Source organism: Gemmiger sp. (assembly GCF_036306485.1).
Taxonomy (GTDB): Bacteria; Bacillota; Clostridia; order Oscillospirales; family Ruminococcaceae; genus Gemmiger.
On record NZ_JAXJZK010000002.1, the window covers coordinates 1 to 17151 of the forward strand.

Here is a 17151-nt window from a genome sequence, read left to right on the forward strand (position 1 = left end):
CAACCGACCCGGGGGTCCAGGGGGGTATCCCCCCCTGGGCGCGGACCCGCTGCGTCGCAACAGCGGCAGTTTTCTCGGTTCCTCTTTTGCTGCCAAAAGAGGAATCGCCCACGAAGCCCGGCGCCCCCGGGAAGGGCGCGGCGCTTTGGGGGGAGCGGCGAAAAGGAGAGAGCGCGGCGGGGTGTGGTGGAGTGGCGAGAGGCGGACGGCTGCTCGCGGGAAGTCGGGGCCTACAGCTGGGCTGGGCGGCGGCATCCGGTGAGGGTGACGGGCGGAGAAAGTGCGAGAAAGCGAATAGAAGAAAACCGGGGCTGTGGGCTTTTCGGGGTGAGCGGTGAAAGGATGAGAGGGCGGCAGGGAGTAGTAGGGCGGCGAGAGGCGGACGGCTGCTCGCGGAAAGTCGGGGGCCGCGACCCGGCGGAGTGGGCGGCATCCGGCGGGGGTGACGGGCGGGGAAAGGTGCGACAAGGCAAATAAGAGAAAACCGGGGCTGTGGGCTTTGCGGAGTGAGTGGTGAAAGGGTGAGAGGGCGGCGGGGAGCGGTGGAGCGGCGAGGAGCGGACGGCTGCTCGCGGAAAGTCGGGGCCTGTGGCCGGGCCGGAGTGGGCGGCATGCGGCGGGGGTGACGGGCGGGGAACGGCGCGACAAGGCAAATAGAAGAAAACCGGGGCTCTGGGCTTTGTGGGGGTGAGGGGTGAAAGGGTGAGAGGGCGGCGGCATGTGGTGAAGGGGAGAGAAGGCGACAGGACGCGGCGGAGAGGCTGAAAAGCGAAGGGATGAGAGAACGATAATTTGGCGGGGCCGTCGGAGAAATCCGGCGAAAGGGCGAGCGGGGAATCAGAAGAGTAGAATAGAAATGAGAACGTATCAGGAGAGCGACACAGGGGAAGGACAGCAATGAATGGAGCCGCGGGCATCGAAAAGCCCGACAGACACAGCCTGCCACAGCACAAACCAAAAAGCCCTGCCGGATGGCAGGGCTTTGCATTTCGTTTGGTTCGGTCGGGGGCGGCGCTCCCGCCATCCCGGAGGCGGGCGGCGGTTATCCGCGCTGACCCGCGATGCTGGAATCGGTGCTGTACCCCTGCAGATCGGTGGGGGTCAGCGACCCGTTCCAACGGCCGTCGGCCTGGGCGGCGTTCCACTCATCCCAGGCAGCCTGACTGCGGATCGCCGTACCGCTGCGGAAGGCGGCATCCCACGGGTTGGAGGGATCGGGGTCGGTGGGGTCCCAGCCGCGCTTGGTCTCGTCGGCCGGATCGGTGTAGATCGTGCCGGGCTTGCCCATCGGGCCGGGATCGTCGGCATTGTCGTAGATCACGACGCGGGTGCCGATCGGGCAGTTGTCGTAAATCCACTTGACATCGCAGACCATCAGCCGGATGCACCCCAGCGACGCAAGGCTGCCGAGCTGGTTGAACTGGTCATACTCGACATCATCCTTGTGCTGCGAATAGTACGGCACACTGTGGAACAAGAAGGACTCCCAGATCCGGGTCGCATACTGGCCGTAACTGGGCCCCTCGAGCAGCCGCCAGTCGTAGTTGACCGGCGTGGCAAAGAACCCGGTGGGGGTGGCCTCGCCGCCCGAACAGACCATCGCCATATAGGGGCGGGTATAGTTGCCCTCGTCATCCAGCGAGAACACCGTCACGGTGGACGCGGCCCGGTTGACCGCGATCATATACGGGCAGCCGTCCTTCTCCGAGTATTTCAGCCCTTCCTGCTGATAGAAGGGATCGGCGGCCAGCTGTTCCATCAGGGCGCGGCCGCGCTCGTCCCAGGTGGCGGGGTCGGTCACCTGGGGGGCATCCTTGGTGCAGTTGGCCGAAGCCAGACTGGTGGCGTCGGCGATCCGCTGCTCCTCCTCGGTCAGGGCGGGCTGGCTGTCGCCGGAATCGGCATCGCTGTCCGGGGCCGCCGAGGATGCGTTCATGTCACCGCCGACCGGTTCGGCGGGCGGTTCCTTGCCGGACAGCAGCATCCAGCAGCCGGCGACCACAAGGGCCAGCGTTGCCAGACAGGCGACTGCCGTGAACAGGGCCCGCGTGCGCAGATCGGCCTGGCGGCGGGAGCGGCGGGAATGGGCCATACAATGTTACCTCCAATCGGGATGGTGTGGGGTTAGTGTGTGCCGCAGATCAGACCTCTATGCCGTATTCACGGCTGACAAAGCGTTCCAGCGCGGCAAAACTGCGGCGGACCTTCTCGGTTCCGACACAGTACGCCATCCGGAAATATCCCGGACAGCCGAAGGTGTCGCCGGGCACCAGCGCCAGATCATAGGCCATCGCCTTGCGGCAGAAGGCGTTGGCGTCCTCCTCCAGCGCCTTGGGGAATATGTAGAAGGTGCCGTCCGGCTTGACGACCGTAAAGCCCAGCCGTTTCAGCTCGTCCCAGATCAGTTCCATGTTGGTCTCATAGACCTGCAGATCGCTGGTCACGTCCAGACAATCCGCCGCCGCCAGCTGAATCATCGAGGACGGGCAGTTGTGGCCGATCCCGCGGGAAATCTGCCCGCACATCGGCACAATCAGGGATGCCTCCTCACAGCGGGGGCAGGCGGCCAGATAGCCGATCCGCTCGCCGGGAACGCTCAGACTCTTGCTGAAGGAATAACAGGTCAGCGTATCGTCGTAGAATTTTGCCGGATAGGCAAAACTCTGCCCGCCGAACAGGATCTCACGGTACGGCTCGTCGGAGATCAGGAAAATCCGGTGCCCGAACCGCTTGCCGGCGGCTTTCAGCCGGTCGGCCAGCTCGGTCAGCGTGCGGGCGCTGTACACGGCGCCGGACGGGTTGTTGGGCGTGTTGATCAGCACGGCCGCGGTGTCCGCGTCAAGCAGCGCTTCCATCGCGTCAAAATCAATCTGGAAATCCTCGGTGCGGGGCGGCACAACGCGCAGCGTCAGGCCGGCGCCCTCCACATAGGGCTTGTACTCGGGGAAATAGGGGGCAAAGGTCAGGATGTTCTGCCCCGGCACCGCCACGCAGCGCAGCGCATGGGCCAGCGCCCCGGCCGCACCGGAGGTCATGAAGATGTGGTCGGCGGTGTAGTCCATGCCGAACCGGCGGTTCAGACTCTTGGCCACCGCGGCGCGGACGGCGGGCAGGGTCAGCGTGGGGCTGTACCCGTGGAGCGTCACGGGGTCGCAGCTGTCCAGCAGACGGCGGCAGCTCTCGGTGAACTCGGCCGGGCAGGGCACCGAGGGATTGCCCAGCGAGTAGTCGAATACATTGTCATAGCCGATCTCGGCGCCGCGGGCGGTGCTCCATTCGGAGATCTCCCGAATGACGGATTTGCCGCCCAGCATATCTTTATAGTGTTGTGCAATCATCTTCAGCCCTCCAGAATTACGCGGTACAGTTCATCGGCATCGGCGGCCAGGTGTTCGGCGCCTGCCTCGGTCAGTTCCTCCCGGGTGCGGAATCCCCACAGCACGCCGCAGCAGGGCAGACCGGCGTTGTGCGCGGTCTGGACATCGACGTTGCTGTCCCCCACATAGAGGGTGGAAGCCGGATCGGCGCCCAGCGATGCCATCAGGGCACGGGTGCCTTCGGGGGCGGGCTTGGGCGCCACGCCGGTGCGCTGCCCCCGCACCGCGGCGAAGGTGTCGGCGCCGAAATAGTCCGCCACGACCTCCCGGGCAAGGGCGTCCGCCTTGTTGGAAAAGACGGCGGTCTGCACGCCGGCCTGCCGCAGCCGTTCCAGCAGCTCGGGAATGCCGGGGTAGGGGGCGGTGGTGTCCCGCAGATGGGCACCGTAATCCGCCTTGAAATCCTCCAGCGCCGCGGCCAGCACCGCGTCGGTGCGGCTGTCGGGCGGGGCGAGGCGTTCAATCAGTTTGGGAATGCCGTTGCCCACCAGATAGCGGTACCCCGCGCGGTCGTGGGTGGGCCAGCCATATTTCACGCACAGACGGTTGCCCGCGTCGGCCAGATCGGTCAGCGTGTTGAGCAGCGTGCCGTCCAAATCAAACAGTACAGTCTTGTACATCTGGAAAGATCCTTTCTTATGGCCGGAAAAAGCCATAGCCCTATTATAAAAGCATTTTGTGCAAACGGCAACCGCCGCGCCGCCCTTTTTGGGCAGAAAAAGTGTAAAAATCTTGCCCGGCGGGATGCAATCCGCGGGAAAATGTGCTACTATGGTTGCTGACAGGAAAGGGGAGAAACCATGAATCTGTTTCTTGAAATACTCAAATCCGTGATCTACGGCGTGATCGAGGGCATCACCGAATGGCTGCCCATCTCCAGCACCGGCCACATGATCCTGGCCGAGCAGGTGCTGCGGTTCGGCTTCAGCGAGGACTTTATGGAGATGTTCCGGGTGGTCATCCAGCTGGGCGCGATCCTGGCCGTCGTGGTGCTCTACTTCCGCAAACTCTGGCCGTTCTGCCGCGACAACGGCCGCGATACCGGCCTGGCCTCCCATGTGCGGTGGCCGGTGCTGCACCTGTGGTTCAAGATTCTGGTGGCCTGCCTGCCCGCCGCCGTGCTGGGCCTGCTGCTCGATGACTGGATGGACGAACACCTGTACAACAGCGTCGTGGTGGCCGCCATGCTCATCGTGTACGGCGTCGCGTTCATCCTGATCGAACGCCGTCCCCGGGTCCCCACCACAACCAAACTGTCCCGCATCCGGTATTCCCAGGCGCTCAAGGTCGGCGGCTGGCAGGTGCTGGCGCTGATCCCCGGCACCTCCCGCAGCGGGTCCACCATCCTGGGCGGCATGCTCTGCGGGATGTCCCGCCCGGCGGCCAGCCAGTTCACCTTCTTCCTGGCCATCCCGGTCATGGCGGGCGCCAGCCTGCTCAAGCTCGTCAAGTTCTTTGCCAAGGGCAACACCTTCACGATGCCCGAGGCCGTCTGCCTGCTCGTCGGCTGTGCGGTGGCCTTCCTGGTCTCCATCATGGCCATCCGCTTTTTAATGGAGTATGTCAAACAGCACACCTTCACGGCGTTCGGCGTCTACCGCATCGCGCTGGGCGTCCTGGTGCTGGTCGTCTGGGCCGTCCAGAGCCTGCTTTCCGGCGCGCCGGCCGGGGTTCCCGCGGCCTCGTGATTGTGCGTTTTTAACGGAAATTGCTGCTAAGATTGGGCACTTCTGCCATTGACGCCGCTGCTGCGTATGGGTATTATAAAAATGTCAAAAACGCATACACGGAGGGAAGGCAAGATGAAATTTGCAGATCTGCTGGAGATTCTGGCGGAACAGTTCAGCTGCGATGCCGCCGAACTGAGCGAGGAGACGACCTTTGAGGACCTGGGTGTGGACAGCGAGGATCTCGTTGAACTGGCCTGGCAGCTCGGAGAGGCGACCGGCGTCGAACTGGCCGAGTCGCGTCTTGCATCCATCGAGACGATTGGTGAGCTGTGGAACCTGGTCCGCGAACTGGAGGAGGAAGCCGAGTAATCCGGCTCCCGCACAAACCAAACCAAAACCCCCGTGCTTCTGGGCGCGGGGGCATTTTTTTGCGGGGCGCTCTTCCCATTCCCGACGCCGCGCGGTATAATAAAAGAGTATATCCTCAGCGTGCCGGGGGCTCCGGCACGCCCCAGACAGGGAGGCGCCGACGTGTCGGAATCCACCAAAACCTACCATATTCTGCTGGTCCATTGCCGGTACCGCCTGCCCGGCGGCGAGGATGCCGTCTTTGCGGCGGAGCGCGCGCTGCTGGAATCCCACGGTCACAAGGTGTTCGTCTATGAGCGCTCCAACGCCGAGGGCGGCGCTTCGCGGCTGCTGCTGCCGCTGCGGGCGGTGTTCAGCCTGCGCACGATGCGGGACATCCGCACCCTGATCCGCCGGCATCACATCGACCTCGTCCATGTGCACAACACGCTGCTGGTCATCAGCCCCTCGGTGTTCACGGCCTGCCGGCTGGCCGGGGTGCCGGTCGTCCAGACGCTGCACAATTTCCGGCTGTTCTGCCCCAACGGCATCCTGCTGCGGGACGGCCATGTCTGCGAGGACTGCCCCCGCCGCTCGCTGCTGTGCGCGGTGCGCCACGGCTGCTACCGCGGGTCCCGGGCCCAGAGCGCGGTCTGCGCGGCCATTTACGCCTTCCATCGTCTGCTCGGCACCTACCGCCATGTCAACCTCATCGCGCTGACGCCCTTTGACCGGGACAAGCTGCTGGAATTCAACGCCCGCCGCCCGGTGTTCGACCCGGCGCGGCTCTATGTGCGCCCCAACGGGGTGGACGACACCGACCTGCCGCTGCCCTGGGCCGCGCGGGACAACTGCATCGTCATGGCCGGACGGCTCGAGGAGCTCAAGGGGGTGCGCACCGCCCTCGAGGCCTGGAAGCTGCTCGGCCCCGACGCGCCCCGGCTGATCGTTGCGGGCACCGGCCCGCTCGAGGACTGGATGCACCGCCATGCCCCCGGCACCGTGACCTTTGTCGGCCAGCTGCCCCACAGGGAGCTGGCGGCCCTGCTGGCGCGCTGCCAAGCGGTACTCTGCCCCAGCCTGTGCTATGAGAGCTTTGCGCTCGTCCCCGCCGAGGCCCATGCCGCCGGCACCCCGGCGCTTGTCAGCGATCTGGGCAACGTGGGCGCCGCGGTGCGGGAAGGGGTGGACGGCCTGCACTTTGCCCCCGGCGATGCGGCCTCGCTGGCCGACGCCGTGCGCCGGCTCGCCAAGCTGGGTCCGACGCTGGACCTGCCCGCCATCCGGCGCGATGCCCTGCAGGCCTACGGCCGTCAGACCGGTTACCGCCGGCTCATCGAGATTTATCAACAGATTCTCGGGGATGCCCACAAGGCCCCCGCTTCGGGAGGTACGCTATGAACCAACTCTACCGTGCCCTGCATATGCCGCCCGGCCGGCTGCTGCGCAAGCTGTCCGGCGAGAAGGAAATCTATACCATCGCGGTGCGTCCCCGGCCCCAGGCCGAGGGCTGTTCGCCGCTGCCGGCGCTGGGCGGCACCGCCTACACGCCGCTGCCCTATACCCCCGGCGTCTGGTATGCCGACCCGCTGCTCTTCCACTGGGACGGCAAGCGCTACCTGTTCTGCGAAGCTTTTGAGGACAAGACCGGCCGCGGCGCCATCGCGGTGACCGAGCTGCAGGATGACGGCCGGATGGAACAGCCGCACGTTGTGCTGCGGGAGGAATTCCATCTGTCCTTCCCGACGGTGTTCGCCTGGCAGGACGAAATCTGGATGCTGCCCGAGACCAGCGCCGACCATGCGATCAACCTCTACCGCTGCGTCGAGTTCCCCGACCGGTGGGAGCGCGCCAAGCGGTTCCCGGTGCGGCAGGAAATCTGCGACATCATCCTGACCGACAAACAGCGGATGGGTCTGGCGCTGCTCTGCAGCGAGACCAAGCCGGAAAACGGCCTGTATACGCGGTACCGCCGCTATGAGCTGGTGCGGGACGAGGACCCGATGGAGGAGGACCCGCCGGAGTTCCAGCTGCTGGAGGACGAGCCCTTCAACCTGCAGCACCGGGTGTACGACCTGGGCAGCCGCAACGCGGGGCCGCTGTTCTTCCGCAACGAGCGCTGGGTGCATCCCACCCAGGTCAGCACGACGGTGGACTACGGCGTCTATCTGCAATTCTTTGAACAGCGCGGCGCCTCCGAGGTGCCGCTGTGCGCGGCCACGCCGCAGAATGTCCGCATCACCGGCATCCTGTCCGGTGACCTGATCGGCATTCACAGCTACTGCTGTGACGATCAGCTGGAAGTGATCGACGCGCGCTATCTGCGCCGCGTGGAAAAAGGGAGTTCCTCATGCTGACCATTGCGATCCCGCAGCTCTACTGCGGCGCGTCCGGCAAAAAGGGCGCATACAACCGCCAGGAGGTCGGCCTGGCCCGGGCCTTTGCGGCGCTGGGCTGCCGGGCCGTTGTCCTCTATCCCGACCCGGGGGCCGACACGGTCAGCCGGGAGGACCTCGAACCCAACGTCCGGATCTACGACATCCCCGCCCGGGCGGCGGGGGTCAGCGCCTTCTACCGCAGCTGGCAGGTCCTGCTGGACGAAAAGGCGGACGCCGTCCACGTCATGGGGGACAATGCCCTCGGCGTGCCGGGGCTTTTCCGGTTCTGCCGCCGCCACGGCATCTTCTTTTACAGCCAGCTCGGCGCGGTGCGCAGCAGCTCCCGCCATGCGGCGGTCCGGTTCGTCATGGACCTGCTGGGCCGGCGCAACCTGGCCATCTACCGCCGCACCCCGACCTACGCCAAGACCCCGGCGGTCCGCGACCAGCTGCGCGGCCTCGGCGTGCCCTGCGCCGGCGTGCTGCCCGTCGGGCTGGACACCGCGGTGATCCCGGCCTCGATGGGAACCCGGGCCGAGGTGCGGGACTATCTGCATCTCGACCCCAAGGCGCCCATCCTCGTCTTTGTCGGACGGCTGGACGCCTACAAGCATCCGCTCGACATCGTGCCGGTCCTGGAGGCGCTGCCCGCGTCCTGGCAGGCGGTGGTCATCGGGCAGGGCAGCCAGAGCGGCGACCTGCACAGCGCCCTCGACGCGCGGGGCCTGACCGCCCGGGTGCGGTGCATCCCCCAGCTGCCCAACACCGCCGTCCAGGCCTACTACCATGCCTGCGATGTCTTTGTCAACTTCAACCCCGACGAGATCTTCGGCATGAGCCTGCTCGAGGCGATGTATGCGGGCTGCCCGCCGGTGGCCCGCCATGCCCCCGGCCCCGACCTCATCATCGAGGAGGGGGTCAGCGGCTTCTTTGCCGATACGCCCGGCGAGTTCGCCCGCGCCATCTGCCGCGCCGCCGGCGACCCCGCCGTGGGTCATGCGGCCCAGAAGCGGATCAATGAACATTTTCTCTGGACCAACAGCGCCGAGACGGCGCTTGCCATGCTCCGGCAGCAGGGGGTGAAACCGCGTGGATAACGACAACGCCCTGCTTCAGATCGCGCGCAACCTCTACAAGGACGCGCGGTTCGGCCTCAAATACCGCGGCGTGCCCATCCTGTCGGCCGCGGCGGGCAACGACGCGGCGGCCCAGGCCATCCGGGCGGGCCAGCCCTTCCTGTTCGGACGGTGCGGCGCCACCGAGATGCGCACCGTCGCGGCCTACCTGCACGGCGGGGGGTACAGCGACCGCGTCCGGCAGGAGATTGCCGCGCTGTCCGGCGTCTTTCCCACCGATGACGCGACGCTGAACCGCTTCTGCGAGCGGTATATCCGCTGTGCCCAGAGCGCCGATCTGCTGGCGCTGTGGGATGTCGGCGCCGAGCGGGAGGTCATCCGCGGCTGCGGCGCCACCCGGTTCACCCGGCTGCGGGCACTCGAACCCTACTACCATGCCCACCCCTGGAGCGCCGCGCTGGCGGGGCTGCGGGTCCTCGTGGTGCATCCGTTTGAAAAAACCATCCTGGCCCAGTATGCCCGGCGCGAACGGCTGTTCACCAACGCGCCCGGCGGGCCGGACACCCTGCCGGCCTTCGCGTCGCTCACCGTCGTGCGGGCCGTCCAGGGCCTGGCCGGTCAGCCGACCGGCTACCCCGACTGGTTTGCCGCCCTCGAGGCGATGCAGCGCCAGATGGACCGCTGCACCTACGATGTGGCCATCGTCGGGGCGGGAGCCTACGGCCTGCCGCTGGCCGCCCATGCCCGGGACACCGGCCATGTGGCCATCCAGATGAGCGGCGCCACCCAGCTGCTGTTCGGCATCAAGGGCCGCCGCTGGGACAGCCATCCCCAGATCAGCAAACTCTACAACGACGCCTGGGTCCGCCCCGGCGCCGACGAGCAGCCCCGCAACCATCAGGCGGTGGAGGGCGGCAGTTACTGGTAACACGCGGAAGGAGCGCGGCCATGCGGATATTGATGATCAGCAACCACCTCGGCGTCCAGAGCGGCGTGCAGCGGTATGTGCAGAATCTTCTGCTCCACCTGGACACCGCCCGCTACCGGGTGGACCTCTTTGTGGGGCAGTGCCCGCCCGACCAGGCCAGCACCGCCCCGGCCCTCGAGGCCGCCGGCGTGCGGATTCTCGCCGTGCCGGACAACAAGAAGGACCGCATCCGCGCCCTGGCCGCCCTGCTGCGCCGCGATGCCGGGTACGACATCATCCATTACCATACGGCCAGCAAGATCGGCGCGCCGGTCTGCGGTATGATGCGGCTGCTCTGCCCGCGGGCAAAGATCATCGTTCACAGCCACATCGTCTACCCGCCCCTGACGCTGACCTGGCGGGCCGCCCATCTGCTCTACCGGCAGTTCGCGGACTATTTCCTCGCCTGCGGCGTCGCCGCGGGGCGGTTTGTCTTTGGCGAGGGCATCGACCGCCTGCCCAACTTCTCGGTCGCCTGCAACGCGGTGGACCGCGGCCGCTTCTTTGTGGACGATGCGGCCCGCACCGCGGTGCGCCGCCGGTACGGCATCGCCCCCGACGAGCGCCTGGCCGGCTTTGTCGGCCGGCTCAACCACCAGAAAAACCCGCTGTTCCTGCTGCGGGTCTTTGCGGCGCTCTGCCGGCGCAGCCCGCGGTGGAAGCTGCTGCTGGTGGGCGGCGGCGAACAGGAACCCGCCATGCGCACGCTGGCCGGGGAACTGGGCATCGCCGACCGGGTCCTCTTTGCGGGGGTGCAGAACGATGTGCCTTCCTTTATGAATGCCTTTGACCTGTTCCTGCTGCCCAGCAACTTCGAGGGCAGCCCCGTGACCCTCGTCGAGGCGCAGGCCTGCGGCGTGCCCTGCCTGGCATCCACCCGGGTGCCGGACGACGGCTCGGTCACCGGGCTGGTGCGGTTCCTGCCCCTCGACGCGCCGCTCGACACCTGGGCCGCCCAGGCGGACGCGATCGCCCCGGGCGGTCCGCACGCCGACCACTGGGCCGCGCTGGAGGCCGCCGGCTATGAGCTGCGCACCGCCGCGGCGCGGATGGAACAGCTCTACGATTCGCTGGCCGGGGAGGGAACCCGATGATTTATGCCGAACTTTCGGGCGGGCTGGGCAACCAGATGTTCATCTACGCCTTTGCGCGGGCGCTGGGCCTGCGCTGCAGCGAGCCGGTCACCCTGATCGACCGGCGGGACTGGATGGACGGCGCGCCCGCCCACACGGCGCTGGCCCTCGATGCGCTGCATCCGAGCGCCGAGGTCCGCATCACCCGCGACACCGGGCTGACGCGGCGCCGTCTGCCCCTTGCCAGCGCCGCCAAGGTGCTGATGATCAAATACGAACAGCGCGCCGGCCTGATGGCCCGCGACTGGCAGCCCTTTGAGGCCGCCGCGGCCCCGCTGCTCAACGCGCTGGGCCTGCACTTTGCCACCGAGGGCTACACCCCGGTGCACCGCGGCCGCAGCCGGGACTTCCTGGCCTGGGGGTATTTCCAGGCCGAGGAATACTTTGCGGACTGCGCCGGCACGCTGCGCGGCGAGCTGATGCCCCGGGACGCCGACGATGCCCGGACCCGGGAACTCTGTGCCCGGATCGAGGCGTCGCCCTGCCCGGTCTGCCTGCACTGGCGGTGCGGGGACTATCTGCGCCCCGAGAACGCCGCCCTCCAGGTCTGCACGCCGGACTACTATGCCCGGGCCTGCGCCGAGGTGCGCCGCCGCCTGCCCGAGGCCGAGATCTTTGCCTTCTCGGACGACCCGGACTACCTCGCCGCCCACCTGGACAGCGCGGGCCTGCCGGTCCGGCTGGCCTCGGGGTCCCGCAGCGCGGCGGCGGATCTGGGTCTCATGCGCCGCTGCCGGGCCTTTGTGCTCAGCAATTCCACCTTCAGCTGGTGGGCCCAGTGGCTGGCCGGCGCCGCGCCCGACCGGGTGTTTGCGCCGGACCGCTGGTATGCCAACGGCAAGCACAGCGCCCTGCTGCGCCGGGACTGGACCCGGCTGCCCACCCGCCCCTGAAAGGAGACTGCCCGATGCAACGCAACCGCCCCGTCACCTTCTCGGTCATTGTGCCGGTGTACAATGTCGAATACTATCTTGCCGACTGTGTCCGCAGCGTGGTGGAGCAGGCCGGCCCCCCCGACTGGGAGTGCATCCTGGTGGACGACGCCTCCACCGACTATTCGGGCCGGATCTGCGACGAGCTGGCCCGGCTCTGCCCGGGGGTCACGGTGATCCATCGCCCCCGCAACGGCGGTCTGGCCGCCGCGCGCAACACCGGCATCCGGGCGGCGCGGGGCGAGTGGCTGCTCTTTCTGGACAGCGACGACTACTGGCCCGCCGGCATGCTGGGCGAACTGCGGATCGCCCTGGCCTGCAACCGCGGCTTTGACTGGTATGTGGGCCGCTACCGCGAGGTGGATGCCTCGCTGATGTCCAACCTGCCGTATGACCCGCGCCTCGAACGGTTCGAGCCGGGCCCCTGCACCGACGCCGACTACCGGGTGCGCGCCGCCCGGCTGTACGACGCGGGCCACTGGGCGGTGTGGCGCTTCTGCCTGCGCCGCTCGCTGCTGCAGCGCACCGGCCTGACTTTCTGGGACGAGGTGCGCTGGGCCGAGGACTATCCCTTTGACCTCGTGCTGCTCAAACTCTGCCCCCGGATGTGCTTCCTGGACACCGTGCTGGTGGTCTACCGCGCCAACCGGGCGGGCAGCCTGCTCAACACGGGGCTGCCCCGCCATTTCACCGGCATCGCGGCGGCCAACGCGCGGTTCGACGCCCTCTTCGCCGACCCCGCCGCAGGCTGGACCGCCGAGGAACAGCAGGAGGTGCGCCGCCGTCAGGCCGCGGTGTTCTGGCCGCAGGCCCGGGCCGCCGCCTCGCCGGACGCGGGTCTGCGCCGCGCCTGCCGGCCGGGCCTTGAGCGCTGCCGCGCCCTGTGGGACCTGCCCGCCGACGGGCGCCGCCCCGACTGGGTTCTGTTCCGGCTGCTGCTGCGGCGCTTCGGGCCGCGGTTCGCTCTGTGGGCCGGCTCGCTCTTCAAGCGCGGCTGACCTTCCATACCATCACAGGAGATCCCTACCTTGCGTACCAAAAAGACCATCATCAACCTGGCCTACGCGCTCGGCTCCAGCCTGCTGCTCATGCTGCTGGGGTTCGTCACGCGGCGGCTGCTGGTTTTCAATTTCGGCGACGACATCACCACGGCCTCCCAGGTCGTGGAAAAGCTGTTCAGCTTTTTCTCCATCGCGGAGTTCGGCGTCGGCGGCGTCATCAGCTACCGCCTGTACGAGCAGATTGCCGCCCGCGATGTCGATAAGATCAGCAAGTATATGTCGATGTACAAGTGGGCCTACCGCGCCGTCGGCCTCACGATCTGCCTGCTGGCGGCCATCGGCGCCGCCGCGCTGCCCTGGATCATGCCCCAGGTGGACCGCGGCACCGCCTACACGGTGTACGGGCTCAACACGCTGTCCACCCTGTCGAGCTATTTCCTCGTCACCCGGCGGCTCATGTACACCTGTACCCAGCAGGGGTATCTGTGCACCCGCATTGACCTGGCCTTCAATGTGGCCACCTACCTGGCCAAGATCGCCATCGCGCTCTGGGTGCCCAACTATGTGCTCTACTTCGGCGTGACGATCCTCTTCAACACCGGCGCCAACCTCGCCGTGACCTGGCGGTTCCGCAAGGACTTCCCCTATGTGCGGGATGTCCCCGTGTCCTGGAAGGATTTCCGCGAACTCGGCATCTTCCACGATCTGCGGTACTACCTTGTGCACCGGCTCTCCAACACGATCTACGGCTCCTCCGACACCATCGTGACCAGCCGCCTGGGCGGCAGCGTCCAGACCACCAACCTCGGCAACTACACCACCGTGTCGGACAGCGCCACCAACATCGGCAACAAGATCATGGACAGCTTTGCCGCCGCCATCGGCAACATTGTCTATGACCGCACGGCCGCCGCCAACGACCACGACAAACAGGTGTTCTGGGGGCTGGACCTCTTCAGCTACGCCTTCGGCAGCTTTGTCGCCACCGCCTACCTCTGCCTGTTCCAGCCCTTCATCGAGCTGTGGATGGGCGGCAGCCGCCTGCTGCCGTTCAGCTTTGTGGTGGTGTTCTGCCTCAACGAGTATGTGGGCTGGAACCACCGCATCCTCGGGTCCTACCGCGCCGTGCTCGGCCACTTTGAGCAGGACCAGTGGTTCATGGTCGGGTCGGCGGCCACCAACCTGATCCTCAGCTTTGCGCTGTACCGCCCCTTCGGCATCACCGGCATTGTGGGGGCCACCGTCATCGCCCATGTCATCATGTGGACGGGCCGCGCCGTCGTCGTTTTCCGCCAGTATCTGCGGGGCTCGGGGCTGCGGTATCTGCGGGTCCAGCTGGTCCACCTGGTCACGCTGGCCGGCTGCATGGTCCTGACCGCCCGGACCTGCGCGCTGCTGCCCGGCGGATTCGGGGGGCTGGTGCTGCGCGCCGTCGTGGTCTGCCTGCTGCCCAACGCCATCAATCTTGCCTGCTACGCCTGGACCGGCGATGCAGCCTATCTTCGCCTGCAGGCCGGACGCCTTGTGCAGACGTTCAAAAACCGGAGGAACCCCTCATGACCAAAATCGGGATGCTTTATCTGTGTACCGGCCGGTACAACGTGTTCTGGCCGGACTTCTACCACTCGTTCCGGGAAAAATTCCTGACGGACTGCGACCGTGAATTCTTCGTCTTTACCGACGCGCCCCACATCGAGGGCGAATCCGACCCCGCCGTCCATCGCATCCCGCAGCAGGCCTACGACTGGCCGTACAGCACGCTGCGCCGCTTCTCGGTCTTTCTGAGTCAGGAGAAGGTGCTGCGCGACTTTGATTATCTGTTCTTCTTCAACGCGAACCTGGTGTGCAGCAAGCCCATCACCTCGCAGGAATTCCTGCCCCGCCCCGCCCTGGGCGAAAACCTGCTTCTCGTGCAGCAGCCCGGCTTCTGGGACAAGACCCCGCCCTTCTTCAGCTATGAGCGCCGCCGCTGTTCCACGGCCTATGTGCCCTACAACTGCGGCAGCGCCTACGTCACGGGCGGACTCAACGGCGGCACGGCCCGGGCCTTCCTGACGATGTGCCGGGTGCTCGAGAGCCGCACCGAGGAGGACCTGCACAACGGCGTCATTGCAATCTGGCACGACGAAAGCCAGCTCAACCGCTATGTGGCGGAGCGCCGCGACTACCGGCTGCTCTCCCCGGCGTACTGGTACCCCGAAGGCTGGCGGATGCCCTTTGATCCCAAGATCATTGTGCGCAACAAGGCGCGGTTCATCGACGTGGGGGCGGTCAAGCACCAGACCATCCAGCCCCAGAGCCTGCCCGCCCGCAAGTGGGAGGCGTTCCGGCAGAACTATCTGCCCTATCTGTGCTGCCTGCGGGACACCGTGCTGCGCAGAAAACTCAAATGACAAAGGGGGCGTTGCCGATGACCGGCCCAAAACGCAAAACCGCGGCGGCCGCCGTCCTCACGGCGGTGGCCGTCCTCATCATGCTGCGGTCCCTGCTGGTGGGACTCGAGATCGACGAGGAATATGCCATCTCACTGGGCTACCGGCTGGTCAGCGGTGACCGGCTGTTCTACTCGATGTGGGAGCCGCACCAGCTCAGCGCCCTGCCCGCCGCCGTGCTGGTCGCGCTGTTCCTCGCCGTCACGGGGGGCACCGGGGGCATCCTGCTCTTTGTGCGCGCCGTCATGCTCGCCGCCAAGGCGGTCCTCAGCCTCGTCTTTTACCGGGAAATGAAATCCCCCCTCGGCCGCACCCATGCCTGGCTGCTGGCGCTAGGGCTTTTCCTGTATACCCCCAAATGGTTCCTCGGGCCCGACTACATCAGCCAGCAGTTCCACTTCGCCGTCGCGGCCTTCCTCTGCTTCTATCCCTACTACGCCGGGGGCTGCCGGCGGGTGCGGTATATCGTGCCCGGGGCGGTGTTCGCCTGCCTGAGCTTCCTCGCCTTCCCGCAGAGCATCCCCTCGGCCGCGGTCATCGCCGTCGGCATGGCGGTGCTGGGCGCGCGCCGGGGCGAAGCCAGACTCCTCGGCATCCCGCGCGGCGCCGTTGTCTTTGTGCTCAGCTGTGCGGGCTGCGCCGCGGCCTTCCTGGCCTGGGTGCTGCCCGGCATGGGCCTCGGAATGCTGCTCGAGCGGGTGGGGCTGATCCTGCACGACCCGCAGTACAGCTTCTCCGCCGCCGAGCGGCTGTCTACCCTGGCCGGTCAGGCCGTCACGGTGGCCCGCTTCCTGGCCCTGCCGCTGCTGCTGGCTGCCGCAGCCGCCCTGCTGCTCCGGCTGCGCCGCCGCACCGATGACCCGGTGGGCGCCTTCCTGGCCTGGGCGGGGGTGCTGTCCACCCTCAAATGCACGCTGCGGATGTTCACCGACTCCAACGCCGATATGCGCCAGTTCCTGCCGGTGCTGCTGCTCGCCGGGGCCTGGGCGTTCCGCCGCAGCCGCGGCACGGTGCGGGAACCGCTGTTCTGGCTGGGCTTCCTGCCCGGCGTCGTGGCCTACCTCTTCATCCTGCGCTCGACGCTGCTCGGCCTGGCCCCGACCTTCATGTACCTGACCTGGCCGGTCTTCTGCGGGCTGGCCGCGATGCTCAGCCGCGCCCCGGCCGGCCGCATCGCCGGGCGCGCCTGCCTCGGCGCCCTGCTGCTCTTCCTTGCCGCCACCCGGCTGTGGTGCGTGCTCATCACCGGCTGGGGCCCCGCCAATTTCCGCGACACCCCGCTGCGCCGCATCGAGTCCGGCCCGGCCGCCGGCATCTGGGCCGACACCGAGGCCGCCGATATGCAGGACGCCCTGCGCGAAGCGCTGGAACCCTACGCGGGTCAGAAGGTGCTGCAGGCCATCGGCCTGATGCACGGGCTGGGCTTTCTGGAGGATGACGGCACCCTCGAGGTGGCGCAGTCCACCGTGATCTCCGGCACCGACAGCGACCCCCGGCTGATCCAGTATTATACCGAACTGCCCGAAAAACTGCCCGACGTGATCCTGTACGACTGCAACGAGGTGCGGGACATGGCGGCGTTCCATCAGTGGATCGAGACCAACCTGCCCATCCGGGAACGGTACCCGGTGCGGTGCGGCACCGCCGAGCTGGAGGTGCTGGTCGTGGACAGCGGTGCCTCGCTTGACAGTTCCGGGGCGGTGTGACATTATTATTACACAGCCTGCAAATAAAAAGTCAAGGCTAAAATGAAAGAACTTTGAAAATTTTATACAGGTTGAAAATTAGACATCAAAACAAGACCACCACACCAGTGCTGGTCTGAAAGGTATAGTAG

The 17151-nt window shown here is 66.8% G+C and carries 15 protein-coding genes; 12 read left to right on the plus strand and 3 right to left on the minus strand.

The window, feature by feature from the left end:
• Positions 1–1042: 1042 nt before the first annotated feature.
• The 3 genes from U0L91_RS00305 to U0L91_RS00315 are packed head-to-tail and all read right to left on the minus strand — an operon-like array spanning position 1043 to position 3997.
• Positions 1043–2092, minus strand: coding sequence for a L,D-transpeptidase (locus U0L91_RS00305; RefSeq protein WP_330043878.1), 1050 nt, complete (start codon positions 2090–2092; stop codon positions 1043–1045).
• A gap of 49 nt (positions 2093–2141) precedes the next feature.
• On the minus strand, positions 2142–3338 hold the full coding sequence (locus U0L91_RS00310) for a pyridoxal phosphate-dependent aminotransferase (RefSeq protein WP_330043879.1): 1197 nt from the start codon (positions 3336–3338) through the stop codon (positions 2142–2144).
• 2 nt (positions 3339–3340) lie between these two features.
• The gene (locus U0L91_RS00315) at positions 3341–3997 is read right to left on the minus strand and encodes an HAD family hydrolase (protein ID WP_330043880.1); all 657 of its coding nucleotides are present in this window, start codon (positions 3995–3997) and stop codon (positions 3341–3343) included.
• Between the two features lie 180 nt (positions 3998–4177).
• Here U0L91_RS00315 and U0L91_RS00320 point away from each other — a divergent pair, with 180 nt between their 5' ends.
• From U0L91_RS00320 to U0L91_RS00375, 12 genes are all read left to right on the plus strand, one after another.
• Entirely contained in the window at positions 4178–5065 is an 888-nt protein-coding gene (locus tag U0L91_RS00320) for an undecaprenyl-diphosphate phosphatase (RefSeq protein WP_330043882.1), read from the plus strand.
• Positions 5066–5179: 114 nt separating this feature from the next.
• On the plus strand, positions 5180–5416 hold the full coding sequence (locus U0L91_RS00325; RefSeq protein WP_330043884.1) for an acyl carrier protein: 237 nt from the start codon (positions 5180–5182) through the stop codon (positions 5414–5416).
• Positions 5417–5578: 162 nt separating this feature from the next.
• On the plus strand, positions 5579–6796 hold the full coding sequence (locus tag U0L91_RS00330; RefSeq protein WP_330043886.1) for a glycosyltransferase: 1218 nt from the start codon (positions 5579–5581) through the stop codon (positions 6794–6796).
• Complete coding sequence (locus tag U0L91_RS00335; RefSeq protein ID WP_330043888.1) at positions 6793–7752, plus strand: glucosamine inositolphosphorylceramide transferase family protein; 960 nt, start codon at positions 6793–6795, stop codon at positions 7750–7752. The genes U0L91_RS00330 and U0L91_RS00335 overlap by 4 nt, the downstream gene beginning before the upstream one ends.
• Positions 7746–8870, plus strand: a complete 1125-nt coding sequence (locus U0L91_RS00340; RefSeq protein ID WP_330043890.1) for a glycosyltransferase family 4 protein — start codon at positions 7746–7748, stop codon at positions 8868–8870. Before U0L91_RS00335 ends, U0L91_RS00340 begins: the two co-directional genes overlap by 7 nt.
• Positions 8863–9777, plus strand: a complete 915-nt coding sequence (locus U0L91_RS00345; RefSeq protein WP_330043892.1) for a hypothetical protein — start codon at positions 8863–8865, stop codon at positions 9775–9777. The genes U0L91_RS00340 and U0L91_RS00345 overlap by 8 nt, the downstream gene beginning before the upstream one ends.
• A 20-nt stretch (positions 9778–9797) precedes the next feature.
• Positions 9798–10910 carry a glycosyltransferase gene (locus U0L91_RS00350; protein WP_330043893.1) on the plus strand — a complete coding sequence of 371 codons (1113 nt, stop codon included), beginning with the start codon at positions 9798–9800 and terminating at the stop codon, positions 10908–10910.
• Positions 10907–11842: an alpha-1,2-fucosyltransferase gene (locus U0L91_RS00355; protein WP_330043895.1), complete on the plus strand. Its 936-nt coding sequence runs from the start codon at positions 10907–10909 to the stop codon at positions 11840–11842. The genes U0L91_RS00350 and U0L91_RS00355 overlap by 4 nt, the downstream gene beginning before the upstream one ends.
• 14 nt (positions 11843–11856) lie before the next feature.
• Positions 11857–12879 (plus strand): glycosyltransferase family 2 protein, encoded by a 1023-nt coding sequence (locus tag U0L91_RS00360; protein ID WP_330043897.1) that lies wholly within the window; start codon positions 11857–11859, stop codon positions 12877–12879.
• Between the two features lie 30 nt (positions 12880–12909).
• A complete protein-coding gene (locus U0L91_RS00365) occupies positions 12910–14442 on the plus strand; it encodes a hypothetical protein (protein WP_330043899.1) in 1533 nt (510 codons plus the stop codon).
• Positions 14439–15275 carry a family 6 glucosyltransferase gene (locus tag U0L91_RS00370; RefSeq protein WP_330043901.1) on the plus strand — a complete coding sequence of 279 codons (837 nt, stop codon included), beginning with the start codon at positions 14439–14441 and terminating at the stop codon, positions 15273–15275. Before U0L91_RS00365 ends, U0L91_RS00370 begins: the two co-directional genes overlap by 4 nt.
• Positions 15276–15292: 17 nt before the next feature.
• Positions 15293–17020 carry a hypothetical protein gene (locus U0L91_RS00375; RefSeq protein WP_330043902.1) on the plus strand — a complete coding sequence of 576 codons (1728 nt, stop codon included), beginning with the start codon at positions 15293–15295 and terminating at the stop codon, positions 17018–17020.
• The last annotated feature ends 131 nt before the right edge of the window (positions 17021–17151 follow it).